At 69.3% G+C, this 21,795-nt stretch carries 23 protein-coding genes; 8 read left to right on the top strand and 15 right to left on the bottom strand.

The window, feature by feature from the left end; all coding sequences use genetic code 11:
- Positions 1-5: 5 nt before the first annotated feature.
- Positions 6-692 (top strand): glutathione S-transferase family protein, encoded by a 687-nt coding sequence (locus tag Q8Q88_RS13175; RefSeq protein WP_305675645.1) that lies wholly within the window; start codon positions 6-8, stop codon positions 690-692.
- The gene (gene queG, locus Q8Q88_RS13170; protein WP_305675644.1) at positions 673-1,791 is read left to right on the top strand and encodes a tRNA epoxyqueuosine(34) reductase QueG; all 1,119 of its coding nucleotides are present in this window, start codon (positions 673-675) and stop codon (positions 1,789-1,791) included. Before Q8Q88_RS13175 ends, queG begins: the two co-directional genes overlap by 20 nt.
- 64 nt (positions 1,792-1,855) lie before the next feature.
- On the opposite strand, the gene Q8Q88_RS13165 is transcribed toward queG, so the two are convergent.
- The 4 genes from Q8Q88_RS13165 to Q8Q88_RS13150 form a co-directional block, all read right to left on the bottom strand.
- Complete coding sequence (locus Q8Q88_RS13165) at positions 1,856-2,497, bottom strand: glutathione S-transferase family protein (RefSeq protein WP_305675643.1); 642 nt, start codon at positions 2,495-2,497, stop codon at positions 1,856-1,858.
- Entirely contained in the window at positions 2,497-3,315 is an 819-nt protein-coding gene (locus Q8Q88_RS13160; RefSeq protein WP_305675642.1) for a crotonase/enoyl-CoA hydratase family protein, read from the bottom strand. Before Q8Q88_RS13160 ends, Q8Q88_RS13165 begins: the two co-directional genes overlap by 1 nt.
- 11 nt (positions 3,316-3,326) lie before the next feature.
- Positions 3,327-4,235, bottom strand: coding sequence for a glutathione S-transferase family protein (locus Q8Q88_RS13155; protein ID WP_305675641.1), 909 nt, complete (start codon positions 4,233-4,235; stop codon positions 3,327-3,329).
- An 82-nt stretch (positions 4,236-4,317) separates the two neighbouring features.
- A complete protein-coding gene (locus Q8Q88_RS13150; protein ID WP_305675640.1) occupies positions 4,318-5,811 on the bottom strand; it encodes an MFS transporter in 1,494 nt (497 codons plus the stop codon).
- Positions 5,812-5,892: 81 nt separating this feature from the next.
- Between Q8Q88_RS13150 and Q8Q88_RS13145 the strand changes: the two genes are divergently transcribed.
- Both Q8Q88_RS13145 and Q8Q88_RS13140 read left to right on the top strand, forming a co-directional pair.
- On the top strand, positions 5,893-7,044 hold the full coding sequence (locus Q8Q88_RS13145; RefSeq protein WP_305675639.1) for a trans-acting enoyl reductase family protein: 1,152 nt from the start codon (positions 5,893-5,895) through the stop codon (positions 7,042-7,044).
- Positions 7,045-7,234: 190 nt separating this feature from the next.
- Positions 7,235-7,561, top strand: a complete 327-nt coding sequence (locus Q8Q88_RS13140) for a UrcA family protein (RefSeq protein ID WP_305675638.1) — start codon at positions 7,235-7,237, stop codon at positions 7,559-7,561.
- A 163-nt stretch (positions 7,562-7,724) separates the two neighbouring features.
- Here Q8Q88_RS13140 and Q8Q88_RS13135 read toward each other — a convergent pair whose 3' ends face one another.
- Entirely contained in the window at positions 7,725-8,546 is an 822-nt protein-coding gene (locus Q8Q88_RS13135; RefSeq protein ID WP_305675637.1) for an acyl-CoA thioesterase II, read from the bottom strand.
- Positions 8,547-8,548: 2 nt separating this feature from the next.
- Positions 8,549-9,103 carry a dTDP-4-dehydrorhamnose 3,5-epimerase gene (gene rfbC, locus Q8Q88_RS13130; protein WP_305675636.1) on the bottom strand — a complete coding sequence of 185 codons (555 nt, stop codon included), beginning with the start codon at positions 9,101-9,103 and terminating at the stop codon, positions 8,549-8,551.
- Positions 9,104-9,135: 32 nt separating this feature from the next.
- Between rfbC and Q8Q88_RS13125 the strand changes: the two genes are divergently transcribed.
- Positions 9,136-10,176, top strand: coding sequence for a glycosyltransferase family 2 protein (locus tag Q8Q88_RS13125; RefSeq protein WP_305675635.1), 1,041 nt, complete (start codon positions 9,136-9,138; stop codon positions 10,174-10,176).
- On the opposite strand, the gene argE is transcribed toward Q8Q88_RS13125, so the two are convergent.
- Positions 10,136-11,317, bottom strand: a complete 1,182-nt coding sequence (gene argE / locus Q8Q88_RS13120) for an acetylornithine deacetylase (RefSeq protein ID WP_305675634.1) — start codon at positions 11,315-11,317, stop codon at positions 10,136-10,138. The two genes, Q8Q88_RS13125 and argE, sit on opposite strands and share 41 nt — an antisense overlap.
- Before the next feature lie 322 nt (positions 11,318-11,639).
- On the opposite strand from argE, the gene purU reads away from it, so the two are divergent.
- A complete protein-coding gene (purU, locus tag Q8Q88_RS13115; protein WP_305675633.1) occupies positions 11,640-12,482 on the top strand; it encodes a formyltetrahydrofolate deformylase in 843 nt (280 codons plus the stop codon).
- A 109-nt stretch (positions 12,483-12,591) separates the two neighbouring features.
- Here the strand turns inward: purU and Q8Q88_RS13110 are convergent, their stop codons facing one another.
- Positions 12,592-12,984 (bottom strand): VOC family protein, encoded by a 393-nt coding sequence (locus tag Q8Q88_RS13110; protein ID WP_305675632.1) that lies wholly within the window; start codon positions 12,982-12,984, stop codon positions 12,592-12,594.
- 142 nt (positions 12,985-13,126) lie between these two features.
- Here Q8Q88_RS13110 and Q8Q88_RS13105 point away from each other — a divergent pair, with 142 nt between their 5' ends.
- Both Q8Q88_RS13105 and Q8Q88_RS13100 read left to right on the top strand, forming a co-directional pair.
- Complete coding sequence (locus Q8Q88_RS13105; RefSeq protein ID WP_305675631.1) at positions 13,127-13,954, top strand: enoyl-CoA hydratase-related protein; 828 nt, start codon at positions 13,127-13,129, stop codon at positions 13,952-13,954.
- Between the two features lie 59 nt (positions 13,955-14,013).
- Positions 14,014-14,463 (top strand): DUF2214 family protein, encoded by a 450-nt coding sequence (locus tag Q8Q88_RS13100; protein WP_305675630.1) that lies wholly within the window; start codon positions 14,014-14,016, stop codon positions 14,461-14,463.
- A 3-nt stretch (positions 14,464-14,466) separates the two neighbouring features.
- Here Q8Q88_RS13100 and Q8Q88_RS13095 read toward each other — a convergent pair whose 3' ends face one another.
- The 7 genes from Q8Q88_RS13095 to Q8Q88_RS13065 all read right to left on the bottom strand — a co-directional run bounded on the left by Q8Q88_RS13095 (position 14,467) and on the right by Q8Q88_RS13065 (position 21,730).
- Positions 14,467-15,264, bottom strand: a complete 798-nt coding sequence (locus Q8Q88_RS13095) for an SDR family NAD(P)-dependent oxidoreductase (RefSeq protein ID WP_305675629.1) — start codon at positions 15,262-15,264, stop codon at positions 14,467-14,469.
- A gap of 2 nt (positions 15,265-15,266) precedes the next feature.
- Entirely contained in the window at positions 15,267-15,830 is a 564-nt protein-coding gene (locus tag Q8Q88_RS13090; protein ID WP_305675628.1) for a carboxymuconolactone decarboxylase family protein, read from the bottom strand.
- Between the two features lie 69 nt (positions 15,831-15,899).
- Entirely contained in the window at positions 15,900-16,400 is a 501-nt protein-coding gene (locus tag Q8Q88_RS13085; RefSeq protein WP_305675627.1) for an FKBP-type peptidyl-prolyl cis-trans isomerase, read from the bottom strand.
- 11 nt (positions 16,401-16,411) lie between these two features.
- A complete protein-coding gene (locus tag Q8Q88_RS13080) occupies positions 16,412-17,620 on the bottom strand; it encodes a threonine ammonia-lyase (protein WP_305675626.1) in 1,209 nt (402 codons plus the stop codon).
- A gap of 73 nt (positions 17,621-17,693) precedes the next feature.
- Positions 17,694-18,776, bottom strand: coding sequence for a GNAT family N-acetyltransferase (locus Q8Q88_RS13075; RefSeq protein WP_305675625.1), 1,083 nt, complete (start codon positions 18,774-18,776; stop codon positions 17,694-17,696).
- Positions 18,777-18,847: 71 nt separating this feature from the next.
- Complete coding sequence (locus Q8Q88_RS13070; protein ID WP_305675624.1) at positions 18,848-19,912, bottom strand: mannose-1-phosphate guanylyltransferase; 1,065 nt, start codon at positions 19,910-19,912, stop codon at positions 18,848-18,850.
- Positions 19,913-21,730, bottom strand: a complete 1,818-nt coding sequence (locus tag Q8Q88_RS13065; RefSeq protein ID WP_305675623.1) for a dipeptide ABC transporter ATP-binding protein — start codon at positions 21,728-21,730, stop codon at positions 19,913-19,915.
- Positions 21,731-21,795: the final 65 nt, after the last annotated feature.

Raw genomic sequence — 21,795 nt, 5'->3', positions numbered from 1 at the left:
ACCTGATGAGCGCAGAACGCACCCTTCACCATTTCCCGCTGGACCCGGCCTCGCGCCAGGTGCGTCTGGCGCTGGGCGAGAAGCGGCTGCCCTTCGCCGAGGAGCCGGCGAAGTACTGGGAACGGCCCTCCGAGCTGATCGCCATGAACGCCTCGGGCCTGACCCCGGTCCTGACCATCGGGACCGGCCGCGACCGGCTGGTGCTGTGCGAGAGCCGCGCCATCCTCGACCACCTGGAAGAGGCTCATCCCGAACCGCCGCTGCTGGGCCGCGAGCCCGCCGAACGGGCCGAGGCGCGGCGCCTGCTGCAATGGTTCGACCGCAAGTTCGACTACGAGGTCGGCGGCTTCCTGCTGCACGAGAAGATGGAGAAGCGGCTGCTCGGCCTGGGCTCGCCCGACCTGGCCGCCCTACGCCAGGGCCGCGACGCCCTGCGCCAGCACCTGGTCTATGTGGAAGGCCTGCTCGCGACCCGCGACTGGCTGGCCGGCAAGCGCCTGTCTCTGGCCGATTTCGCCGCCGCCGCCCATCTCTCGGTGATCGACTATTTCGGCGACGTGCCCTGGCGCGACTTCCCCGCGACCAAGACCTGGTACATGAAGCTGAAATCGAGGCCGGCCTTCCGGCCCCTGCTGACCGATCGTTGGCCCGGCCTCGCGCCGGCGCCCCATTATGACGATCTCGACTTCTGATCCACGCAAAGACCTGATTGCCGCCAAGGCCGCCGAGCTCGGTTTCGACGCCTGCAGGTTCGCCGACGTGACTCAGGGCTGGCCGGCCGGCGAGCGGCTGGTCGAGTTCCTGGACCAGGGCCGCCACGGCGAGATGGGCTGGCTCCACGAGACCGCCGAGCGCCGCAGCCATCCGCGCGCCATGTGGGCCGGCGCGCGCACGGCGATCATGCTGGGGACCAACTATGGCCCGGATTCGGACCCCCTCGCCGCCCTGGAACGCAAGGACCGCGGGACGATCAGTGTCTACGCTCAGGGCGACGACTATCACGAGCTGATCAAGGGCCGGCTGAAGCAGCTCGCCGGCTGGCTGGTCGGCAAGTTCGGCGGCGACCTGAAGGTGTTCGTCGACACCGCCCCCCTAATGGAGAAGCCCCTGGCCGAGCAGGCCGGGCTGGGCTGGCAGGGCAAACACACCAACCTGGTCAGCCGAGAGTTCGGCTCCTGGCTGTTCCTGGGCTCGATCCTCACAGAGCTGGAGCTCACCCCCGACGGCCCGAGCGGCGGGTCCTGTGGCCAGTGCCAGGCCTGCCTGGACATCTGCCCGACCAAGGCCTTCCCGGCGCCCTACCAGCTCGACGCCCGGCGCTGCATCTCCTACCTGACCATCGAGCTGAAAGGACCGATCCCGCGCGAGTTCCGCGAGGCGCTCGGCAACCGCATCTACGGCTGCGACGACTGCCTGGCGGTCTGTCCCTGGAACAAGTTCGCCGCCGTGGCGCGGGAACAGCGGCTGCACGCCCGCGAGGCCTTGCGCGCGCCGAGTCTGGAGGACCTGGCCGCCCTGGACGACGCCGCCTTCCGCGCCCTGTTCGCCAAGAGCCCGGTCAAGCGCATCGGCCGCGATCGCTTCGTGCGCAACGTGCTCTACGCCATCGGCAATTCGGCGGAGGCCCGACTGGTGGAGACGGCGGAGCGCTTGCTGGGCGACCCCTCGCCGCTGGTGCGCGGCGCAGCGGTCTGGGCGCTGTCGCGGCTGCTGGATGCTGAGGCGTTCGAGGCGTTGCGGGTGCAGACGGTGGAAACCGATCCGGATGTCCTGGCGGAGTGGGCCGCCTAGACCGCCCCAACAGCTGTCATCCCGGTCTTGCTTCGCAAACCGGGATGACAGCTTTGGTTAGCGGTCACGCCTGCCAGTCCGGCAGGGCGCCCTCGCCGCCCTGCGCCGCCTTGGCGCGTTTGAATCCGTCGCGCTCCTGCAGCCGCGCCCAGTACTCCGCCACCGCCGGGCTGAACCGCTCGTGCAGGCCCAGCGTCTGCGCCAGCAGCAGCGCGTAGCCGACCGAGATGTCCGCCGCCGTGAACCGCCCGGCGCAGAGGTGCTCGGCGCCCTGCAGGGCCGCGTCCACCGCCCGCAGCCGGGCCATGAACCAGCGGCCATAGTCCTCGGCCACCTGAGGATTGCGACGCTCCCTGGGCTCCAGGCGCGTGTAGCGGAGCACCAGGGTCTGCGGGAAGGTCAGGGTCGCCTCGCCCAGATAGAGCCAGTTCAGCCAGGCGCCGTAGGCGGGATCGTCCGGGCTCACCAGCAGCGGGCCGCCGTGCTTGACCGCCAGGTACTGGACGATGGCCGAGGACTCGGTCATCCGCGTCGCCCCGTCGACCAGCAGCGGGATGGTGCCCAGCGGGTTCTCGGCCAGGTACTCCGGCGCAAGGACCCTGGGCGGGAAGGGCAGCAGTTTCAGCTCGTAGGGAACACCAAGCTCCTCCAAGGCCCAGAGGGCGCGGAAGGAGCGGGCGTCGGCGCAGTGGTAAAGGGTGAGCATCAGTCGGCGTAAACGGCGGCGCGCTTCTGCATGTTGGCCATCACCGCCTCGACCTGGTTGGGCGAGCCGATCAGTGCGGTCTGCTCCTGGCTCTCGGCCAACAGGATGGCCTGCTGGTCGGCGTCCGGCGCCATGTCCAGCAGCCGCTTGGCGCCGCGGATGGCCGTGGGGCTCTTGCCGGCGATCTCGGCGGCCAGGGCCAGGGCCTCGGCATAGGGGTCGGCGCAGACCCGGGTGGCGAAGCCCAGGCGCAGCGCCTCCTCGCCGTTGAACTGACGGCCGGTATATGTCAGCTCCCGGGCCACGTCGTCGCGCACCAGGCGCTTCATCAGCACCAGGCCGGCCATGTCAGGCACCAGGCCCCACTTGATCTCCATGACCGACATCCGGGTGTCGGCGGTGACGAAGCGGATGTCGGCGCCGAGCGCCAGCTGGAACCCGCCGCCGAAGGCCACGCCGTGGATCGCGGCGATCACCGGCACGGTCTGTTCGCGCCAGACCATCACCGCGTGCTGGGCGCGGTTGGAGCCGCCCGGCGTGCGCTTGGTGGTGACCAGGGTCTCGCCGGTGGACGACTGGCCGCCAGACCGCTCGCCCGAGGCCATCTTGCCGAAATTGCCCATGTCGAGCCCGGCGCAGAAGGCCCGGCCCTCACCCGAAAGCACGATGGCGCGCACGCCCGGCCGGGTCTTCAGCGCCTCGCCGGTCTCGATCAGGGCCGAGAACATGGCGTCGTCCAGGGCGTTCATCTTGTCGCCGCGGACCAGGCGGACATCGGCGACGCCGTCCTTCAGCTGCACCTTGATGCGGTCTTCCATGGTGCGCTCCTTCAGGCCTTGCCGACTCGGTAGCCGGCGCGGGGAAAATGGATGTGGGTCCTGCCCAGTTCGGGCGTCCCGCGGGCGATGACCACCCGGTCGGGGGTGACGGCGACCAGGGTTCCGGCGACGGGGTCGCGGCCATAGTCGTCGGCGGCGACGGTCACCGCCGCACCCACCGCCAGGGCCTGCGGATCGGCGTGGTCATGGGCCGGCGGCGCGGCCGGTTCGGCGTCGTGGGCGACCTGGAGGGCCTGCGCCCCGGTAATCTCGCGGCGGGTCCCGTGGCCGATGGCGGCCACACGGTCGCGCCAGGCCTGGGTGCGCGGCAGGCCGCTCAGCAACCCATAGGCGACGGCGGGCAGGTTGCGGGCCAAGAACCACAGATTCATATAGGCGGCGATGTCGGAGAGCCCGGGCGCATCGCCGTCGAGCCATTCGCCCCGCGCCAGGCCCGCCTCGATCCAGGCCGCCTGGGCGCGCCACTGGGGCCGCATGACGCCGGCCGCGGCCTTCATGGCGGCGATGTCGAACGGCCGGCCGGACAACTTCTCGCGGTCCAGGATGAACTCGCGCGAGGTCGCATCGCCCAGCTCGCCGAAGATGATCGGAACGGTGACGCCGAAGAACAGCCGGTCGGCCCAGAAATTGACCGCCCAGCCGGCTCCGGAGACGCTGGGCGGGTTGGGCGCGCGGGCCTCGATCTCGGCCAGGATGACCTGGGTGTCGCAATAGATGTCGGCGCCCACCTGCATCACCGGGATGCGGCGATAGCCGCCGGTCAGCGGGACCAGGTCGGGCTTGGGCATGATCACCGGGGCCTGGACGGAGTCCCAGGCCAGGCCCTTGAGGCCGAACATCAGCCGCACCTTCTCGGAGAAGGGCGAGGTGTCGTAATGGTGCAGGATCAGCCCGGTCATGGTCGTCCCTCGCGCGCGCGCCTGGCGAGCCGCTGGCCTTACGCTGTCACGGATCTGGTCGCGAGAACACTCTGACCCGACGTCAGCCGGGCTTGCCGTCCTCGGCCAGGACGGCGATGGCCGGCTGGGCGGTGAGGCTCTCCAGGATCGGCGCCTCGGCGTACTGGGCGTCGCGTTCGTCCAGCTGGCGGCGGATGTCGGCGTGGCGCCCCGCGTCCAGCCGCCAGCCGATCACGCAGGCCCCGCCTAGCATCACGAAGACGATGGGACCGAGGATGAAGGTGAACTCCAGGCTTCGGATCGCGGCAGGCGTATTGGTCGCCCCCTCGGCGGCCACATATCCCAGCCAGCCCAGCAGCGGGAAGGTCAGGACGATGGCGAAGGCCGCGGCGATCTTCGCCGCCAGGGTGTTCAACGCATAGATCAGGCTGATCTGCTCCTGGCCCTGATCCAGCCGCACTTCGTCGCCCACATCAGCCAGCATCGCGCGGATCATCAGGTCGAAGCCCGCCGCCATGAAGCCGCACCAGAACATCATCGGTATGCCCGCCGCCATGCTGGCCTTGGGCAGGAACAGGATCGTGCAGAGGCCGAGTGAATAGGCGGTGGTGGTGACCATCAGGGTGCGGTGCTTGCCGAACCTCATGGCCAGGCGCGCGGTGGCCGGAGCGCCGGCGATGCCCGCCACCACGTAGATCAGCAGCAGGATCGAGGCCTGTTCGGAGGTGTAGCCCCGGGCGTCGGTGAAGAAGAACAGGTAGAGCGCGCTCATCCAGCCGGGGCCGAGGGTGAGCGCCATCTGGGCCAGGACCAGGCGCACCAGGTCCGGCTTGACCAGCAGGGCCCAGAGATCCTTCAGGTTCAGGTGGGCGCCTTCCCGCACCGGGGCGATGTGCTCGGGCGTGCGCAGGCAAACGAGGACGACCGAGATCGGGACCAGCCAGAAGATGAACCAGCCCATGGCCTGGACGCCTTCCGCGTCGGACCGGCCGGAGGCGCCCGCCGCGATTGGGATCATCAGCACGGCCACGGCGCCGAGCACGCCCACGGTCGCCACCACCCCGAACACCCGCGAACGCTGGTGATATTCGGTGGCCAGGGTCGCGGCCCAGGCCAGGTGGGCCAGTGTGACGATCGAGATGCCCAGATAGAGCACGAATAGCCACCCGATCAGGTAGGCCGCCCCGATCCCCGCCGGGGCCAGGAACAACGCATAGACCGAGGCCATCAGGATCGGCGCCCCGATCATCAGCCAGACGCGGTAGCGCCCGAACCGCGTGCGGGTGCGGTCCATGACCATGCCCAGCGCCGGGTCGACCGCGATGTCCAGGAAACGCACCACCGCCCAGGCGACCCCGATTACGCCGAGACTGACCCCCAGGTGGCTGGCGAAATAGGCCGGCAGATAGACGGCCACGGCTACCGCCAGCGCCCATAGCGGCAGGGCGGCGGCGGAGAACGACAGCACGGTGGGCGCGGAGAGCGGGCGCCCCGGAGGGCCGGCGTCCTGGATCAAGGTGTTCACGTCTCCCGCGGCGGTCTCGCCAGATGACCGGGTTCCTTTGCGGAAGATCAAGCGCCGATTTCCGATCTGGAGTTTGCGCGGCCCGATCAATTCCGGCATGGTTCCGTACAATGTAAATCGAAGGGGACCGCCATGAACCGCGACGCGGAGTTCGACATCATCGTCTATGGAGCCACCGGGTTCACCGGCAGGCTGGTGGCTGAGTACCTGGCCCAACGCTACGGCGTCGGCGGCGAGGTGAAGTGGGCCATGGCCGGGCGCAGCGCCGACAAGCTGGCCGCGGTCCGCGACGAGATCGGCGCGCCCAAAGACACCCCCCTGGTGGTCGCCGACGCCGCCGACGCCGCCTCGCTGAAGGCCATGGTCGGGCGGGCGAAGGCGGTGCTGACGACGGTGGGGCCCTACCAGCTCTATGGCGACGCCCTGATCGCGGCCTGCGCCGAGGCCGGGACCGACTATCTGGACCTGTCGGGCGAGCCCAACTGGATGGCCGCCACCATCGCCACCCACCACGAGACGGCCAAGCGGACCGGCGCGCGGATCCTGCACTCGGCGGGCTTCGACTCCATCCCCTTCGAGCTGGGCGTGTTCTTCGCCCAGGAGACCGCCAAGGCGAAGCTGGGCGGGCCGGTCCCGCGGGTGAAGGGCCGGGTGCGGTCCATGCGGGGCGGCCTGTCGGGCGGCACGGCCGCCAGCGGCCGGGCGACCATGGCCGCGATCATGAAGGACCCCAGCCTGATGGCCTTGATGGCCGATCCGTTCGCCCTGACCCCCGGCTTCAAAGGCCCGGAACAGCCGCGCGGCGACCAGCCAGAGCACGATCCCGACATGGACGCCCAGGTCGGCCCCTTCATGATGGCGGCGATCAACACCAAGAACGTCCACCGCTCGAACTTCCTGATGGGCCATCCGTACGGGACGGACTTCGTCTATGACGAGATGAGCGTGGTCGACCCCAAGGCCCCGGCCAGCTTCGCCATGAGCGCCGAAGGCGGGCCCCAGCCCGGCGAGGGCCCCAGCAAGGCCGAGCGCGACGCCGGCTTCTACGACCTGGTGTTCATCGGGATCGCCAAGGACGGGCGCAAGGTGAAGGTCAGCGTCCATGGCGACCGCGATCCCGGCTACGGCTCGACCTCCAAGCTGATCGCCGAGACCGCCATCTGCCTGGTCAAGGACCCACCCGAACTGGCGGGCGGCGTCCTGACCCCCGGCGCGGCGCTCGGAAGCCGCCTGGTCGACCGCCTGCAGAAGAACGCCGGCCTGACCTTCAAGGTCGAGGCCTAGGTATCACGCCGCCGCGCCAGCCTGTGACGCGGCGGCGTCACCTAAGTAAACTTTATGTAACCAGGTTAATGAACTTCCTGTAATACTCTTAAATCTCCGTCATTACTCCGACTTAACAAGATTTCGTCACGAGACAGGTCTATCTCGTTGGTCATCGGCCGCCACGGCGACCAGCAACGGGAGAAACCAGATGTTCAAGTCCACCCTCGCCGGCGTCGCCACGCTGGCCCTCGCCATCATCCCGGTCGCCGCCCTCGCCACGGCCGCCCACGCCGCCCCGGTGACCATCAGCGCCGCCGACATCGACACCCTCAGCCCCGAAGGCGCCCAAGCCTTCCACGCCCGCGCCGAGGCCGCCGCCCGCAAGTTCTGCCGCGCCGAAACGCTGAACCAGCGCAGCCTGGTCGCCAACGCCCGCTGCATGGAAGCCGTCCAGGTCGAAATCGCCGAGAAGTTCGCGGCCCGCAACACCGCCCTGGCCGCCCAGCGCGCCGCCAACACCCTGGCCAGCCGCTAACCGCCGCTGTCAGCTTCGTCCGGACCCGGCTCCCCCCAGGTTCGGACTCCCAAGGCCCGCCGCCCCACGGCGGGCCTTTTCATGTCTGGAGCCTGGGGATGATCATCCTCCTCTCCCCCCGAAGGCGGGTGGAGAGGAGGAGATCGGACCGCCGTCCTTCGGGCTACCGATACCGGATCAGGGCTTCCTGCGCCGCCGAGGCCACCAGCTTGCCGGCTCGGTTGAAGATCGAGCCGCGGTTGAAGCCGCGACCGCCCGAGGCCGAGGGGCTGTCCTGGACATAGAGGTGCCAGTCGGAAAAGTCGGTGGCCTCGTGGAACCACAGGGCGTGGTCGAGGCTCGCCACCTGCAGGCGGCCCTCGCTCCACACCACCTCGTGCGGCCGAAGGGAGGTGTCCAGCAGGGTCATGTCGGAAGCGTAGGCGAGCGCGCACTGGTTGATCGCCACGTCGGCGGGCAGCGGCTCGCGGGCCCTGAACCAGACCGACTGGGTCGGTTCCATCTTCGGCGCCTTGCCGTGCGGCATGGGATCGACCGGGCGAACCTCGATGGGCCAGGTGCGGCGCGGGGTGTCGTCGCCGGCGGCCTTGCGCAACTCGTCCTCGTCCATCAGCCCGTCGGGACCGGGCGGGGCGGGCATCTCGATCTGGTGCTCGAACCCGGTCTCGGGGACCTGGAAGGAGGCGGCCAGGTTGAAGATCTGCTGGCCATGCTGCAGAGCCACCACCCGCCGCACGGCGAAACTGCCGCCGTCGCGCACCCGCTCGACCTTCAGCAGGATCGGGATCTTCGGGTCGCCCGGCCGGATGAAATAGGCGTGCATCGAATGGCAGTGGCGCCCGTCGATGGTGCGGTAGGCCGCGGTCAGGGCCTGGGCGATCACCTGGCCGCCATAGATGCGCCGGGTCTCGCCCTCCGGGGTGTGCCCGCGGAACATGTCGAGGTCGATGGGCTCGATGTCGAGGATGCGGACCAGTTCGCTCATGCTCAGAACGCCGCCGCCGGCATGTCCTTCAGCCGGGGCAAGACCTTGTCCTTGTCCGAGAGGGTCGCCTCGCCCGCGAAGCCCCAGTCGATGGCCAGGTCCGGATCGTTCCAGATGATCCCGCCCTCGGTCTCCGGCGCATACTGCCCGTCCACCTTGTAGAAGAGCTCGCAGTCGTCGACGAGGGTGCAGTAGCCGTGGGCGAAGCCGCGCGGCACCAGGATCTGCTCGCCGCCCTCGGCGGTGAGCGTCGCGCCCACCCACTGGCCGTAGGTCGCCGAGCCCGGGCGGATGTCCACCGCCACATCGAAGATCGCGCCCTTCAGCACCCGGACCAGCTTGGCCTGGGCGTGGGGGGCCTGTTGGAAATGCAGGCCGCGCACGGTGCCGGCCTTGGCGCTGAAGGCCTGGTTGTCCTGCACGAAATCGTGGGCGAGGCCTGCGGCCTCCATGGCCCGGCGGCTCCAGGTCTCGGAGAACCATCCCCGCGCATCGCCATGACGCTTGGGCGTGATAAGCAGGACTTCAGGGATCGAGAGCGGCGTGATCGACGTCATGGCGGTCCGGGAGCTTTGGAAAACGCCACCGCATGGACGACCGCGCGCAGGAAGACAAGGCAAAGACGCCCCTTATCACCGTATGCGTGATCGCCTGGAACTCGGGGCCCACCCTGCGCACCTGCCTGGAGCATCTGGCGGCCCAGAGCTTCACGGACTTTGAGGCCCTGGTCATCGACAACGCCTCGCCCGATCCCGGCGACGCGGCGATCGCCCGCGAATTCCCCGGCATGCGCCTGATCGAGAACCAGGAGAACCTCGGCTTCTCCGGCGCCGGCAACCAGGCCGCGCGCGAAGGCCGGGGCCGCTGGCTGGTCTTCCTCAACCCCGACGCCTTCGCCGCCCCCGACTGGCTGGCCGAGCTGGTGGCGGCCTCGCAGCGCCATCCGACCGTGCGCTCCTTCACCTCGCGCCAGCTGATGGACGAGGACCCCGCCCTGCTGGACGGGCTGGGCGACGTGATGAGCGGCTACGGCATCCCCTATCGCGGCGGCTACCTCTCCAAGTGCCCCGACCAGGTTCCCGAGGGCGAGGTCTTCTCCCCCTGCGGCGCGGCGATGATGATCGACCGGGCGCTGTTCCTGGAGCAGGGCGGGTTCGACGAGTTCTTCTTCTGCTATTCCGAGGATGTGGACCTGGGGTACCGGCTGCAGCTGGCCGGGGAGCCCACCGTCCTGGCCCCCAGGGCGGTGATCCGCCATGTGGGCTCGGCCTCCACCGGCGGGCGCAAGTCGGAGTTCGCGGTCTTCCACGGCACGCGCAACCGCTTCTATGGGGTCTATAAGGACACCCCCTGGCCGCTGCTGCCCATCGTCGTGCCGCTGCACCTGCTGGCGGTGGCCTATATCTCCTCGCGCCGCGAGAACTGGCCGCACGCCCATATCGTCTGGCGCGCCTTCAAGGAGTCGCTGAAGGGCCTGCCGACCATCCTGAAGAGCCGCCGCGAGGTCCAGGCCCGCCGCCGCGTCTCCGCCTGGGCCATCGCCCGGGCCATGACGTGGAACCCCCGCGACCTGACCGGCCGCCGCCCGGTCATTCGCCGCGTGCGGCCCAATCGACCAGGCGAGCCATGAAGGCCGCCCCGCGCTCCATCTGCGAGCGCTCGACGTATTCGTTGGCCTGGTGGGCCTGGTCGATGGAGCCCGGACCGCAGATCACCGTGGAATATCCCGCCTGCTGGAACTGCCCCGCCTCGGCGGCGTAGGGCACCACCCGCGGCGGACCATTGTCGCCGGCCAGCCGTCGGGCGAAGGCTTCGGCGGCTCCGTCCTTCTCCACCGCCATGCCCGGGGTGCCGGAGCGCTGCGCGATCTTCGCCCCGGCCTCGGGAAAGCGGGTCTTGAGCGCCACATCCACGGCCGCGACCTCGGCGAAGAAGGGCTCGAGGATCTTCAGCGGCTCCTGGCCCGGCGGGCAGCGCACGTCGAACTGGAAGGCGCATTCCCGCGCCAGGATGTTGCCCGCCGTGCCGCCGTGCAGGATGCCGATGGTGAGCGTCGTGTGCTTGGGGACGAAGGGCGAGGCGGGATCGGCCTCCCGCTCCAGCCGCTCGGCCAGGGCCGACAGCGAGGCCATCAGCTTCACCGCCTCCATGATGGCCGAGACGCCCAGATGGGTCTGGCTGGAATGGGCCTCCTTGCCAGTCACCGTGACGGTGAAGGTGGAGATGCCCTTGTGGCCGCTGACCGCCACCATATCGGTGGGTTCGCCCACCACCACCAGGGCCGGGCGCGGCAGCTCGGCGGCGATCATGGCGATCAGGTCCGGCGCCCCCAGGCAGCCGATCTCCTCGTCATAGGAGAAGGCTAGGTGCACGGGCATCCGGGGCTTGGCGGCGACCAGGTCCGGCACGGCGGCGAGCGCCAAAGCCAGGAACCCCTTCATGTCGCAGGTCCCGCGACCATAGATCCGCCCGTCGTCCTTTGGCGTCAGGACGAAGGGATCGGTGACCCAGGCCTGGCCGTCCACCGGCACCACGTCGGTATGGCCCGACAGCACCACCCCGCCCTCGACGGCCGGCCCCACCGTGGCCAGCAGGTTCGACTTGGTCCCGTCGTGGTTCGGGACCCGCCGGTGCGCCACCCCATGGCCGTCCAGATAGGCCTCGACCCACTCGATCAGGGCCAGGTTGGAGAGCCGCGAGGTGGTGTCGAACGAGACCAGGCTGGCAAGGATGTCGATGGCGCGGGGCGCCAGGGCTTCGGCTGTGGGCATGGCGCGGACCCTAGCCCGTCGCTGAGGAATGATCCAAGCTGGGAACATCCAAACTCAGGCGACTATGTAGGGAGGCCTTGATTGGAAGCGACCACGCTGTCGCCGCCGACAATTGAGCAGGCAGGCGATCTCGTCTGTATGGCAGACTGCGGCTTGTATCCGCACGCTTCGCTTCTGCTTTTTGCGCCGTTGATTGCTCTGCCATTTGTGGCGGTCTGGCTGGCATGGCGCTGGGCCCGAGCACACCGGGCGCCCCAGCGCGCGATGCGGTCGGCGCCCGAGGCTTGACCAAGACCTTCATTTGCCGCCTCTGGCCGGCGCCATGATCCTGACCCTCTCCTGTCCCGACCAGCCGGGCATCGTCGCCCGCGTCTCCAGCTTCCTCTATGAGCGCGGGGCCAACATCCTCGACGCCCAGCAGTATGACGACGTGGAAACCGGCCACTTCTTCATGCGGGTGGTGTTCGCCGCCCCCGGGGCCGATTTCGACGCCCTGCGCGCCGACTTCGGCGACCTGGCCCAGGGTTTCTCCATGCGCTGGAGCCTGCGCGACCCGAAGGCCCGGCGGAAGGTGATGATCCTGGCCAGCCAGCAGGACCACTGTCTGGCCGACCTGCTCTATCGCTGGCGGCGCGGCGAGCTGCCGATGGACATCTCCGCTGTGGTGTCGAACCACCCCATCGAGACCTACGCCAATCTCGACCTGCGCGGCGTGCCCTTCCACCATCTGCCGGTCAGCCGCGCCACCAAGCTGGAGCAGGAGGCGGCGATCTGGAAGCTGATCCAGGAGACCGGGACCGAGCTGGTGGTCCTCGCCCGCTACATGCAGGTGCTGTCCGAGGGCCTGGCGGCCAAGCTGGAAGAGCGCTGCATCAACATCCACCACTCCTTCCTGCCGGGATTCAAGGGCGCGCGGCCCTATCACCAGGCCCATGAGCGCGGGGTGAAGGTGATCGGCGCCACCGCCCACTACGTCACCGCCAATCTCGACGAAGGGCCGATCATCGAGCAGGACGTCGAGCGCATCAGCCACCGCGACACCCCGGCCGCCCTGATCCGCAAGGGCCGCGACATCGAGCGCAGGGTCCTGGCCCGCGCCGTGCGCTGGAAGCTGGAGGACCGGGTGCTGCTGAACGGCGCCAAGACCGTGGTGTTCACGGACTGATGAGGCCCTAGGGCAGTATCCGATCCGCTTGGATCGGATACTGCTCCAGACTCTTTGAATTTAGACCATTCTCTTCGCCGAACCGGTGGCCACTTCAGCGGAAAATGGTCTAGGGCAGGTTGAGCTGCCAGGAGACGCCGAAGCGGTCGTTGAGCCAGGCGAACCGGCGGCTGAAGCCATAATTGTCCGGCGGCATGAGGAACGCGCCGCCCTGCGACAGGGCGTCGATCAGGCGCTGCAGATCTTCGTCGGTCTCGCAGTCGACGAAGAACGAGAAGGACGGCGTGAAGGTGAAGGCGTGCTGGGCCGGGCTGTCGATGCACATCACGCTCTGGTCCCCCAGGGTGAAGTTCGCGCGGACCACCGAGCCCTCCTTGCCGGGTCCCTCCACCCCGTAGCGGGTGATCTCGTCGATCCTGCTGCCTGGGAACAGCGACACGTAGAAGTCCATCGCCGCCTCGGCCGCGCCCTCGAACATCAAGAATGGGGTGATCTTGGTCATCAGTCCGTCCTCGCCGTGGAAGCCCGCCGGGATCAAACGACAGGGGGCCGGACCATGTCAAACCATTTGGTTTAAGATTGGGCGCGCTGGACTGCCGGGACGGCAGGCGCCTAGCCTCCCTCCAAAGTCCAGGGAGGACGCCATGGCCGACGAGCCCATCCTACTGATCGACGAGCCCGCGCCGCATGTGCGCCGGCTCACCCTGAACCGCCCCAACAAGCGCAATGCGTTGTCAAACGCCCTGCGGGCGGAGATCTACAACGCCCTGGAGGCTGGCGACCGCGATCCCGAGGTGCGGGTGATGATCGTGCGCGGGGCCGGGACCTGCTTCTCCTCCGGCTACGATCTGGCGGGCCTGGGCGAGCAGCCCTGGCACACGGCGGGAAACCAGGGCCAGTGGGCGCGCCATGTGGTCGAGGGCTGCTTCAAGGTCTGGGACCTGGCCAAGCCGGTGATCGCCCAGGTGCATGGCTGGTGCCTGGCCGGGGGCTCGGAACTCGCCACCTCCTGCGACCTGGTCTATGTGGCGCAGGACGCCCAGATCGGCTACCCGGCCGTGCGCACCATGAGCCCCGCCGACAATCATTCCCACGCCTGGCTGATGGGCATGCGGGCGGCCATGGAGCAGATGCTGACCGGCGACTCCATCGATGGGAACGAGGCGGTGCGGCTGGGCTTCGCCAACCGGGCCTTCCCGGCGGACAAGCTTGAAGACGAGGTTCTGTCGATGGCCGTGCGGGTGGCCAAGGTCGACCCGGAACTAGCCCAGCTCAACAAGCGCGCGGTGCACCGCCAGATGGAAGCCATGGGCATGCGCACCGGCATCCGGGCGGCCACCGACGTCCATGCCCTGGGCTGGCACACCAAGGCTTCGCGCGAATACATGGCCCAGATGCGCCAGGGCGTGACCCAGGCGCTTACCGCCCGCGACCGCGCCTTCGGCGACTACCGCACCGGCGACAAGGGCTAGTATTTACATAGTAAGCGAATGGAGCGAGTGTCGCGGCGCCAATCGCCTGGAGTCGCCCCGTGACCGACCTCGTCCTCGCCATCGCCCACCATCTGCTGGTCTTCGCCCTGGCCGCCATCCTGGCCTTCGAGCTGGCCATGATCCGGCCCGGCCTAGCGGGTGCGGATCTCAAGCGCCTGGGGATGATCGACCTGCACTACGGCATGATCGCGGGCCTGATCCTGGCGGTCGGGTTCGCCCGCGTCTTCCTGGGCGTGAAGGGTCCCGACGCCTATCTCGGGAACTGGGCGTTCTGGGCCAAGATCGCCGCCTTCCTCGTGGTCGGGGTGCTGTCCGTGCAGCCGACGATCCGCATCGCCGGGTGGCGGCGGACGGCCAAGGCCGAGCCCGGCTTCGCCTTGACCGGCGATCACGTGGCCTCGGTGCGCGGATTCCTGATCGCCGAACTCGCCATCTTCGCCCCGATCCCCGCCTTCGCCGCGGCGATGGCGCGGGGATACGGACTGTAGGGATCACCCGATCCGGCTAGACATTCCGCCGTCGACCCACAGCACGACGCCGGTGATGAACCGCGCCTCGTCCGACGCCAGGAACAGGGCTGCATAGGCGGTGTCCCAGGCCGTGCCCATCTGGCCGCCCAGCGGCACGCGGGCGTTGCGGGCGTCACGGACCGCCTGTTGTTCCCGGCCGGTGGACGCGGCGATGCCGGCCACGGCCATGGGGGTGTCCATCAGGCCCATGGCGATGGCGTTGCAGCGCACGCCCTTGGCCGCATTGGCCTGGGCTGTCGAGGTGGTCAGCCGGTTCACCGCGGCCTTGGAGACCTCGTAGGCCACCTGGTTCCCCCCGGCGATCGAGGCCAGGGACGAGATGTTGACGATCGAGCCGCCGCCCTGTTCGCGCATGAGGGGCAAGGCGGCCTTGGTCGACAGCCAGGTGCCCTTGAGGTTCACCGCCAGGATGCGGTCGAAGGCCGCCTCCTCCAGCCGGTGGGCCGGGCCGTCGCCGCCCCCGCCGATCCCGACATTGTTGACCAGGATGTCGATGCGCTCCCAGCGCGCCTTGGCCGCCTCGATCATCGCCGTGCAATCCTCGGCCTTGGTGATGTCGGCGGCGAAGGCGGCGGCCTTGCCGCCCTCGGCGACGATCATCTCGGCCGTCTCCTCGGCCCGCTCGATCAGCCGGTCGACGCAGAGGACCTCGGCGCCTTCGCGGGCGAACAGCAGCGACATGGCCCGGCCGTTGCCCAGGGTCTCGCCAGGCGTCTGGCCGGCCCCGACGACGATGGCGGTCTTGCCCGCGAGCCGCATGTTCAGAAGCCCTTCAGGTCGGGATCGAGGGTCTGGCCGGCGTCGAGCTGCACCCCGAACGAGTTCAGGATCATCGACACCTGGGTATACTGGCCGGCGGTGAACACGACATCCATGCACTGCTTGTCGGAGAAGTGGCGGGTGAGCGCCGCCCATGTCCCGTCAGTGACGAACTGGTCGTTGTGCAGCTCGTCGGACGCCTTGAGCAGGGCGCGGTCGGCGGCGCTCCAGTCGGGAGCGGCGGCGCCCTGCTTGATCGCCTCGATCTCGGCGGCGGTCAGGCCCTCGCGCAGACCGATGGCGTGGTGCTGGGTCCATTCGTAGCCGGACTTGCAGAGGTAGCCGATGCGCAGGATGACGATCTCGCGCTCGCGGGCCGGCAGGTCGTTGCGCCGCGACAGCACATAGTTGCCCCAGGCCAGGAAGCCCTTCGCCGCCTTCGGGGCCTGGACCATGGTGCGGAAGATGTTCAGCACCCGCTCGCCCATGGGCTCGAGGATTTCTTTTTGATCGGGGGTCAGGTCGGCGTCCTGGACCGGCGCGATCCTGGGCTTGGTCAGTCTCATCCGTGTGTTTCCCCGTTCTGTTTGGCGGTCACCAAACAGAGGCGCGGGTGCAACGCAAGAGCGAACCGGTCAGCCCTGACCGATGCGGCCCGGGCCGGGCAGGACGTCGATCAGTTCGATGCGGAAGATCAGCAGGCTATTGCCCGGAATCTCGCCGCCACCCGCGCCTTCTTCCCCGTAGCCGAGGGCCGGCGGCACATAGAGCACCCATTCGTCGCCCGGCCGCATGAGTTGCAGGGCTTCCTGCCAGGCCGGGATCAGGGCGGCCAGCGGCATGGCCGCCGGGGCGCCGCGCTCGTAGGACGAGTCGAACACCTTGCCCGAGAGCAGCTTGCCCTCGTAGTGGACCTTGACCTCGTCCTGCGGGGCAGGCTTGAGGCCGTCGGCCGGGCCCGAGCGGACGATCTTGTACTGCAGGCCCGACGGCAGGGACTTGACCCCCGGCGCCTTGGCGTTGGTCGCCAGATAGGCGGTGGCCTCGGCGGCCGCCTTGGCGGTCTCCTGGCTGTCGGCCTTGCCACAGGCGGCCAGCGACAGGGCGGCGGCGAGGGCGACGATCAGACGTTTCATTCGCTAGACCTTCAGACGGCGCGCGGCGGGTAGCCGCGATCGCGCAGGGCGTCCATGATTTCCTGGGTGTGCTGGGCGTCGCGGGTTTCGATCATGATGTCGAACTCCGCGCCCTTGGCCGGCACGTCGAGGGCCAGGCGGTTGTGGGCCACCTCGACGATATTGCCGCCCATCTGGCCGATCACCGTCGAGACGGTGGCCAGCAGGCCCGGCCGGTCGTCGCCGATGATCCGCAAGCTGACCAGCCGCTGTTCGCGCACCAGCTCCCGGGTCAGGACCGAGGCCAACAGCCGGGTGTCGATATTGCCGCCGGTGACGATCAGACCGACCTTCTTGCCGCGGAACTGGTCGGGATAGGCCAGCAGGGCCGCCAGCGAGGCGGCGCCCGCCCCCTCGACCACCGTCTTCTCCACATTGCAATAGAGCGCCACGGCCCGCTCGAAGTGCGGCTCCTCGATCAGCAGCACGTCGTCGATCAGCGGCCGGGCGATGCTATAGGAAAGCTCGCCCACCTGCTTGACGGCGATGCCCTCGGCGATGGTCGCCCCGCCCGTGCCGGTCACCCCGTTCACGCCGCGCATCTTGGCGGTGAAGGACGGATACATGGCCGGCTCCACGCCGACGATACGGACCTTCGAATTGAGCGATTTGGCCACGGTGGCGCAGCCGGCGATCAGCCCTCCGCCGCCGATAGGGATGGGCAGGATCTCCAGGTCCGGCACGTCCTCGAACATCTCCAGCGCCACGGTGCCCTGGCCGGCCATGACCTGCAGGTCGTTGAAGGGGTGGACGAAGGAAAGGTCGCGCGCCTTGCAGAGCTTCAGGGCGACGTCCGAGGCCTCGTCGTAATTGTCGCCGTCGATCACCACCTCGGCGCCGTGGGCGCGGGTCTGCTGCACCTTCACGAAGGGGGTGCCGCGCGGCATGACGATGGTGACGGGAATCCCCAGGCGCGCCGCGTGATAGGCCAAGCCCTGGCTGTGGTTTCCGGCGGAGGCGGCGATCACCCCGCGCCCGCGCTCATTGTCGGAGAGCTGAAGCAAGGTGTTGAGCGCCCCGCGCTCCTTGTAGGCCGCGGTGAACTGCAGGTTCTCGAACTTCACCCAGACCTCGGCCCCGGTGATCTCCGACAGGGTGCGCGAATGGCGGCAGGGGGTGCGTTCGATATGTCCGGCCAGCCGACCGGCGGCCGCGCGGATGTCGTCGATGGAAAGCGTCATGGCCTAGCCGATGTGGTGCGGGACGCCACGTCTAGCGGCGAGCGCGCCAATCGGCAATGTGGCGCCGCCTCGGCTAGCGAAGCCCTCGCCATTGATCCATGCGGCGCATCGCCTTGCCGGGCAGTTCGGACATCTGTCCCAAGGGCAGGGCTTCGGCCACGCGGCGCACCCCATAGGCGACCGCCCGCGTCAGGGTCGCCGGCGACGGGGCGCCGACGAAACCATGGGTCACCCACTGGCCGTGATTGGCGAGGTCGCGCTTGAAGCGGTAGTCGCCCGGACCGAGGTCCAGGCGGCGATAGGGGGTGTCGTCCATCCAGCGCAGGATGGACTGGAACAGCAGCAGGCCCGGGGAGTAGCGCTCGAACTCCGGGTCGTGGGCGATGATCCAGCCGTGGATCGTGCGGCGCCCGCGCAGGTGCAGATGCGCCGCCGCAAGACGGTCGCCGAAATGCAGGGTGAACATGACCCCGCCGAAGTCCGGATCGCGGCTGGCGAACATCTCGGCCATCAGCTCGCGGGTCCAGCCGGTCTCGAAGATGTCGGTCTGGCCGGTGGCCTTGAGCTGGGCGCGCTTCCATTCCAACAGCTTGTCGAAGTCGGCGGTGGAGCGGGAAAAGGCCTGGAAAACCGCGGGACCGATCTCGCGCTCGGCCTTGCGGCGCTTCTTGTCGCAGTCCTTCAGCACCGAGGTCCCAGCCGCGCGACGCTCGGCCTCATAGGCTTCGTAGCCGCCCTCGACATCGATGACGTGGGAGACGAACCGGCCGCGGGCGAAGCGCTTGAAGGCTGATTGGCTCTCCAGCATGTGGGAGAAGTCCAGCCGATGGACGCCCAGGGCCGCGACCATGGCGCGGGCGTCGACGGCGACCCCGGCTTCGGCCACCACACCCTGGTAATCGCACATGGGGGCCCCGGCCGGCATGGCGGTGAACGAGCCCACCCGAACCGGCATGAACGCCACGTCGCGGCCGTCCTGATGGGCTACGGCGACGCGGACATTGCGTGCGCCCTCGCCCTGGATCCGCTCGATCAGCCGCGCCCAGCCCGGCGCCAGGAAGGGCGTATCCAGCTCGATATCGGCAGCCTGAAGCTCGCCCCAGCGCGCGACGCGCTCGGACGAAAGATCCTGCGGACGTAGGACGTCGATTTGCAAAGGCGCGGTCCCCTGACCCGAAGCTTGAGCCAGAAAGGATAACGGCCAAGTCTTTCCGGGACCTTGCCGCGCTACAGGAGGTCGCTTCTGCCCTTGGCCTTGAGCGCGTCGACGGCGGCGCGGACGGCGGCAGGGGCGTCGCGGCGGGTGACCAGGACCACGCCGTTCTCGACCACCACCACCACGTCCTCGACCCCGGCCAGGACTACCGAGGGGCCATCGGTGCGGGCGAGCGAGCCGCGGCTCTCCACCGCGGTCACCTCGCCGTCCAGGGCGTTGCCGTCAGCGTCGCGGGCCGACAGCTCCCAGAGCGCGTCCCAGTTGCCCACGTCGGCCCAGCCGATGTCGGCGGCCACCACCCCGGCGCGGTCAGTCTTTTCCATCACCGCCACATCAATGGCGATGCTGGGCGCCGTGAGGAAGGCCTCGCCCAGGCTCACCAGGTCGCCGGCCCGCGCGGCGTCGGCCACCGCGGCCTCGGCGGCGACGGCCACCTCGGGCGCCAGGGCCCGAGCGATGTCGAGGAAGGCGCCCGCCTTGAACAGGAACATGCCACCGTTCCAGGAATAGTCGGGATCGGCCACGAAGCGCTGGGCGGTGGCGAGGTCGGGCTTCTCCACGAACTGGGCGACCCGCCGCACCGGACCCTCGCCCGTGGCCCGGATGTAGCCATAGATCGTCGCCGGACCGGTGGGCTTCAGCCCGAACAGCACGATCTGGCCGGCCTGCGCCGCCGCGCGGCCGGCCTCGATGGCGGCGTGCAGGGCGGCCACGTCGGCCACCAGGTTGTCGGCGTGCAGCAGCACCATCAGGGCCTCGGGATCGCGCTCGGCCCCAAAGGCGGCGACGGCCACCGACGCCGGGGCGGTGTTGCGCGGCGCGGGCTCGGCGATCAGGGCCTGGGGCGTGACGCCCACCTCGGCGAGCTGGGCGCGGGTGAGGTCGGCATGGGCCGCGGCGCAGACTACGACAGGCGCCTCGAACATCTCGCCCACGACCCGCAGGGCGGTGTCCTGGATCAGGCTGTGTTCGCCGCCGAGCCGGTGGAACTGCTTGGGCCGGGCCTGTCGCGACAAGGGCCACAGACGCGTGCCCGCGCCGCCCGACATCAGGACAGGGATGATCTTGCGCGTCACTCAGGCGGCTCCGGCCGGCGGATCGTATTCGCTGACCAGGTGGCCGGGGGCAATCTCCTTCAGCTCCGGGACATAGACCTGGGCCAGGGGATCGGCGGAGAGCCGAGAGGGCAGGAAGCGCAGGGCGCTGCGCGGATCGAGCGGGGAGGGCGGTTCGCCCACCAGCTTCACCCGGGCCCGGGCCCGCTCGCGAACCGGATCGGGGATCGGCGCGGCCGAGAGTAGGGCCTTGGTGTAGGGGTGATGCGGCGCTTCATAGAGCCGCTGGCGATCGGCCTGTTCCATCACCCGGCCCAGATAGAGCACCATGATCCGGTGGCTGATCTCGCGCACGACCGCCAAGTCGTGGCTGATGAAGATCATCGCCAGACCCATCTCCTTCTGCAGCTCGATCAGCAGGTCGATGATCTGGGCGCGGATGGAGACGTCGAGCGCCGAGACCGCCTCGTCGCAGATCACCAGCTTCGGCCGCAGGATCATGGCCCGGGCGATGCCGACCCGCTGGTTCTGGCCGCCGGAAAGCTCGTGCGGATAGCGGTTGATGAGGGTCGGCGAGAGGCCGGCGCGCAGCATCATGGCCCTCACCTCGGCCTCGCGCTCGGCGTGGTTCATGCCTTTGCGGAACACCTGCAGCGGCTCGGCGATGGAGTCGCCGACGGTCATGCGCGGATCGAGGCTGGCGAGCGGGTCCTGGAAGACGATCTGCAGGTCCTTGCGGGCGGCGCGCATGGCCTCGCGATCGGCATGGGTGATGTCGCGGCCCAGCAGGGTGACGGCGCCCGCGGTCGGCGGCAGCAGGTTCAGCACGGCGCGACTGAGCGTTGACTTGCCGCAGCCGCTCTCGCCCACCACGCCCAGGGTCTCGCCCTGGCGAACCTGGAAGCTGACCCCGTCGACGGCGCGCAGGGCGAGCTTGCCGCCGAACATCCCCTGACGGACGGGGAAGTGCACCTTGATGTCGTGGCCCTCGACGATCACCGGGGCGTCGGGCGCCACCGGGGCCAGGGTCGGGCGACCGCCGCGATCGGCGCGGTCCAGGCGCGGGATCGCGTCCAGCAGGGCGCGGGTATAGTCGGACTTCGGCGCTCCGAAGATGGCCTCGGCCGAGCCCTCCTCCACATAGGCGCCGTCCTTCATCACGCAGACCCGGTCGGCCAGCCGGGCGATGACCCCCATGTCGTGGGTGATCAACACCATGGCCGTGCCGGTCTCGCGGCCGAGCTCGGCCATCAGGTCGAGGATCTCGGCCTGGACGGTGACGTCGAGGGCGGTGGTCGGCTCGTCGGCGATCAGCAGGGCCGGGCCGCCGGCCATGGCCGCGGCGATCATCACCCGCTGGCGCATGCCGCCGGAAAGCTCGTGGGGATATTGCGACAGCCGCCGCGCGGCGTCGGGAATGCGCACCCGGCCGATCCAGTCCCTGGCGTGGGCCGTGGCGTCCTTGTCGCTCATGCCCAGGTGCTGGCGCAGGGGCTCGGCGATCTGCTCGCCGATGCGCACGTGCGGGGTGAGCGCCGTCAGCGGGTCCTGGAAGATCATGGTCATCTTCGAGCCGCGGATTTTGTTGAGGGTCCTGGGCTTCAGACCCAGGATCTCCTGGTCCAGGAACTTCACCGAGCCGGTCGCGCGCCCGTTGGCGGCCAGCAGGCCCATGACGGCCATGAAGGTCTGGCTCTTGCCCGAGCCGCTCTCGCCCACCACGCCGAGGGTTTCGCCGCGCCGAACCTGCAACGACACCCCGCGCACGGCGTCCACCAGCCCGTCGTGGGTGGTGAAATCGACCCTCAGGTCGTCGATGGAAAGGACGGAACCGGCCAAGGCGACCTCAACTTGGGCAAACGCGAGGGCCGACCATAGCCTCGGCGCGCTCCATTGCGAAAGCG

This window comes from Phenylobacterium sp. (assembly GCF_030697925.1).
GTDB lineage: Bacteria > Pseudomonadota > Alphaproteobacteria > Caulobacterales > Caulobacteraceae > Phenylobacterium.
The sequence above is the reverse complement of the archived record's forward strand: the minus strand, read 5'-3'. Positions and strand labels throughout refer to the sequence as shown.

Coding starts and splice junctions, on each gene's coding strand:
- Q8Q88_RS13175 (WP_305675645.1), top strand. CDS start 6: ATGAGCGCAGAACGCACCCTTCACCATTTCCCGCTGGACCCGGCCTCG.
- queG (WP_305675644.1), top strand. CDS start 673: ATGACGATCTCGACTTCTGATCCACGCAAAGACCTGATTGCCGCCAAG.
- Q8Q88_RS13165 (WP_305675643.1), bottom strand. CDS start 2,497: ATGCTCACCCTTTACCACTGCGCCGACGCCCGCTCCTTCCGCGCCCTC.
- Q8Q88_RS13160 (WP_305675642.1), bottom strand. CDS start 3,315: ATGGAAGACCGCATCAAGGTGCAGCTGAAGGACGGCGTCGCCGATGTC.
- Q8Q88_RS13155 (WP_305675641.1), bottom strand. CDS start 4,235: ATGACCGGGCTGATCCTGCACCATTACGACACCTCGCCCTTCTCCGAG.
- Q8Q88_RS13145 (WP_305675639.1), top strand. CDS start 5,893: ATGAACCGCGACGCGGAGTTCGACATCATCGTCTATGGAGCCACCGGG.
- Q8Q88_RS13140 (WP_305675638.1), top strand. CDS start 7,235: ATGTTCAAGTCCACCCTCGCCGGCGTCGCCACGCTGGCCCTCGCCATC.
- Q8Q88_RS13135 (WP_305675637.1), bottom strand. CDS start 8,546: ATGAGCGAACTGGTCCGCATCCTCGACATCGAGCCCATCGACCTCGAC.
- rfbC (WP_305675636.1), bottom strand. CDS start 9,103: ATGACGTCGATCACGCCGCTCTCGATCCCTGAAGTCCTGCTTATCACG.
- Q8Q88_RS13125 (WP_305675635.1), top strand. CDS start 9,136: ATGGACGACCGCGCGCAGGAAGACAAGGCAAAGACGCCCCTTATCACC.
- argE (WP_305675634.1), bottom strand. CDS start 11,317: ATGCCCACAGCCGAAGCCCTGGCGCCCCGCGCCATCGACATCCTTGCC.
- purU (WP_305675633.1), top strand. CDS start 11,640: ATGATCCTGACCCTCTCCTGTCCCGACCAGCCGGGCATCGTCGCCCGC.
- Q8Q88_RS13110 (WP_305675632.1), bottom strand. CDS start 12,984: ATGACCAAGATCACCCCATTCTTGATGTTCGAGGGCGCGGCCGAGGCG.
- Q8Q88_RS13105 (WP_305675631.1), top strand. CDS start 13,127: ATGGCCGACGAGCCCATCCTACTGATCGACGAGCCCGCGCCGCATGTG.
- Q8Q88_RS13095 (WP_305675629.1), bottom strand. CDS start 15,264: ATGCGGCTCGCGGGCAAGACCGCCATCGTCGTCGGGGCCGGCCAGACG.
- Q8Q88_RS13090 (WP_305675628.1), bottom strand. CDS start 15,830: ATGAGACTGACCAAGCCCAGGATCGCGCCGGTCCAGGACGCCGACCTG.
- Q8Q88_RS13085 (WP_305675627.1), bottom strand. CDS start 16,400: ATGAAACGTCTGATCGTCGCCCTCGCCGCCGCCCTGTCGCTGGCCGCC.
- Q8Q88_RS13080 (WP_305675626.1), bottom strand. CDS start 17,620: ATGACGCTTTCCATCGACGACATCCGCGCGGCCGCCGGTCGGCTGGCC.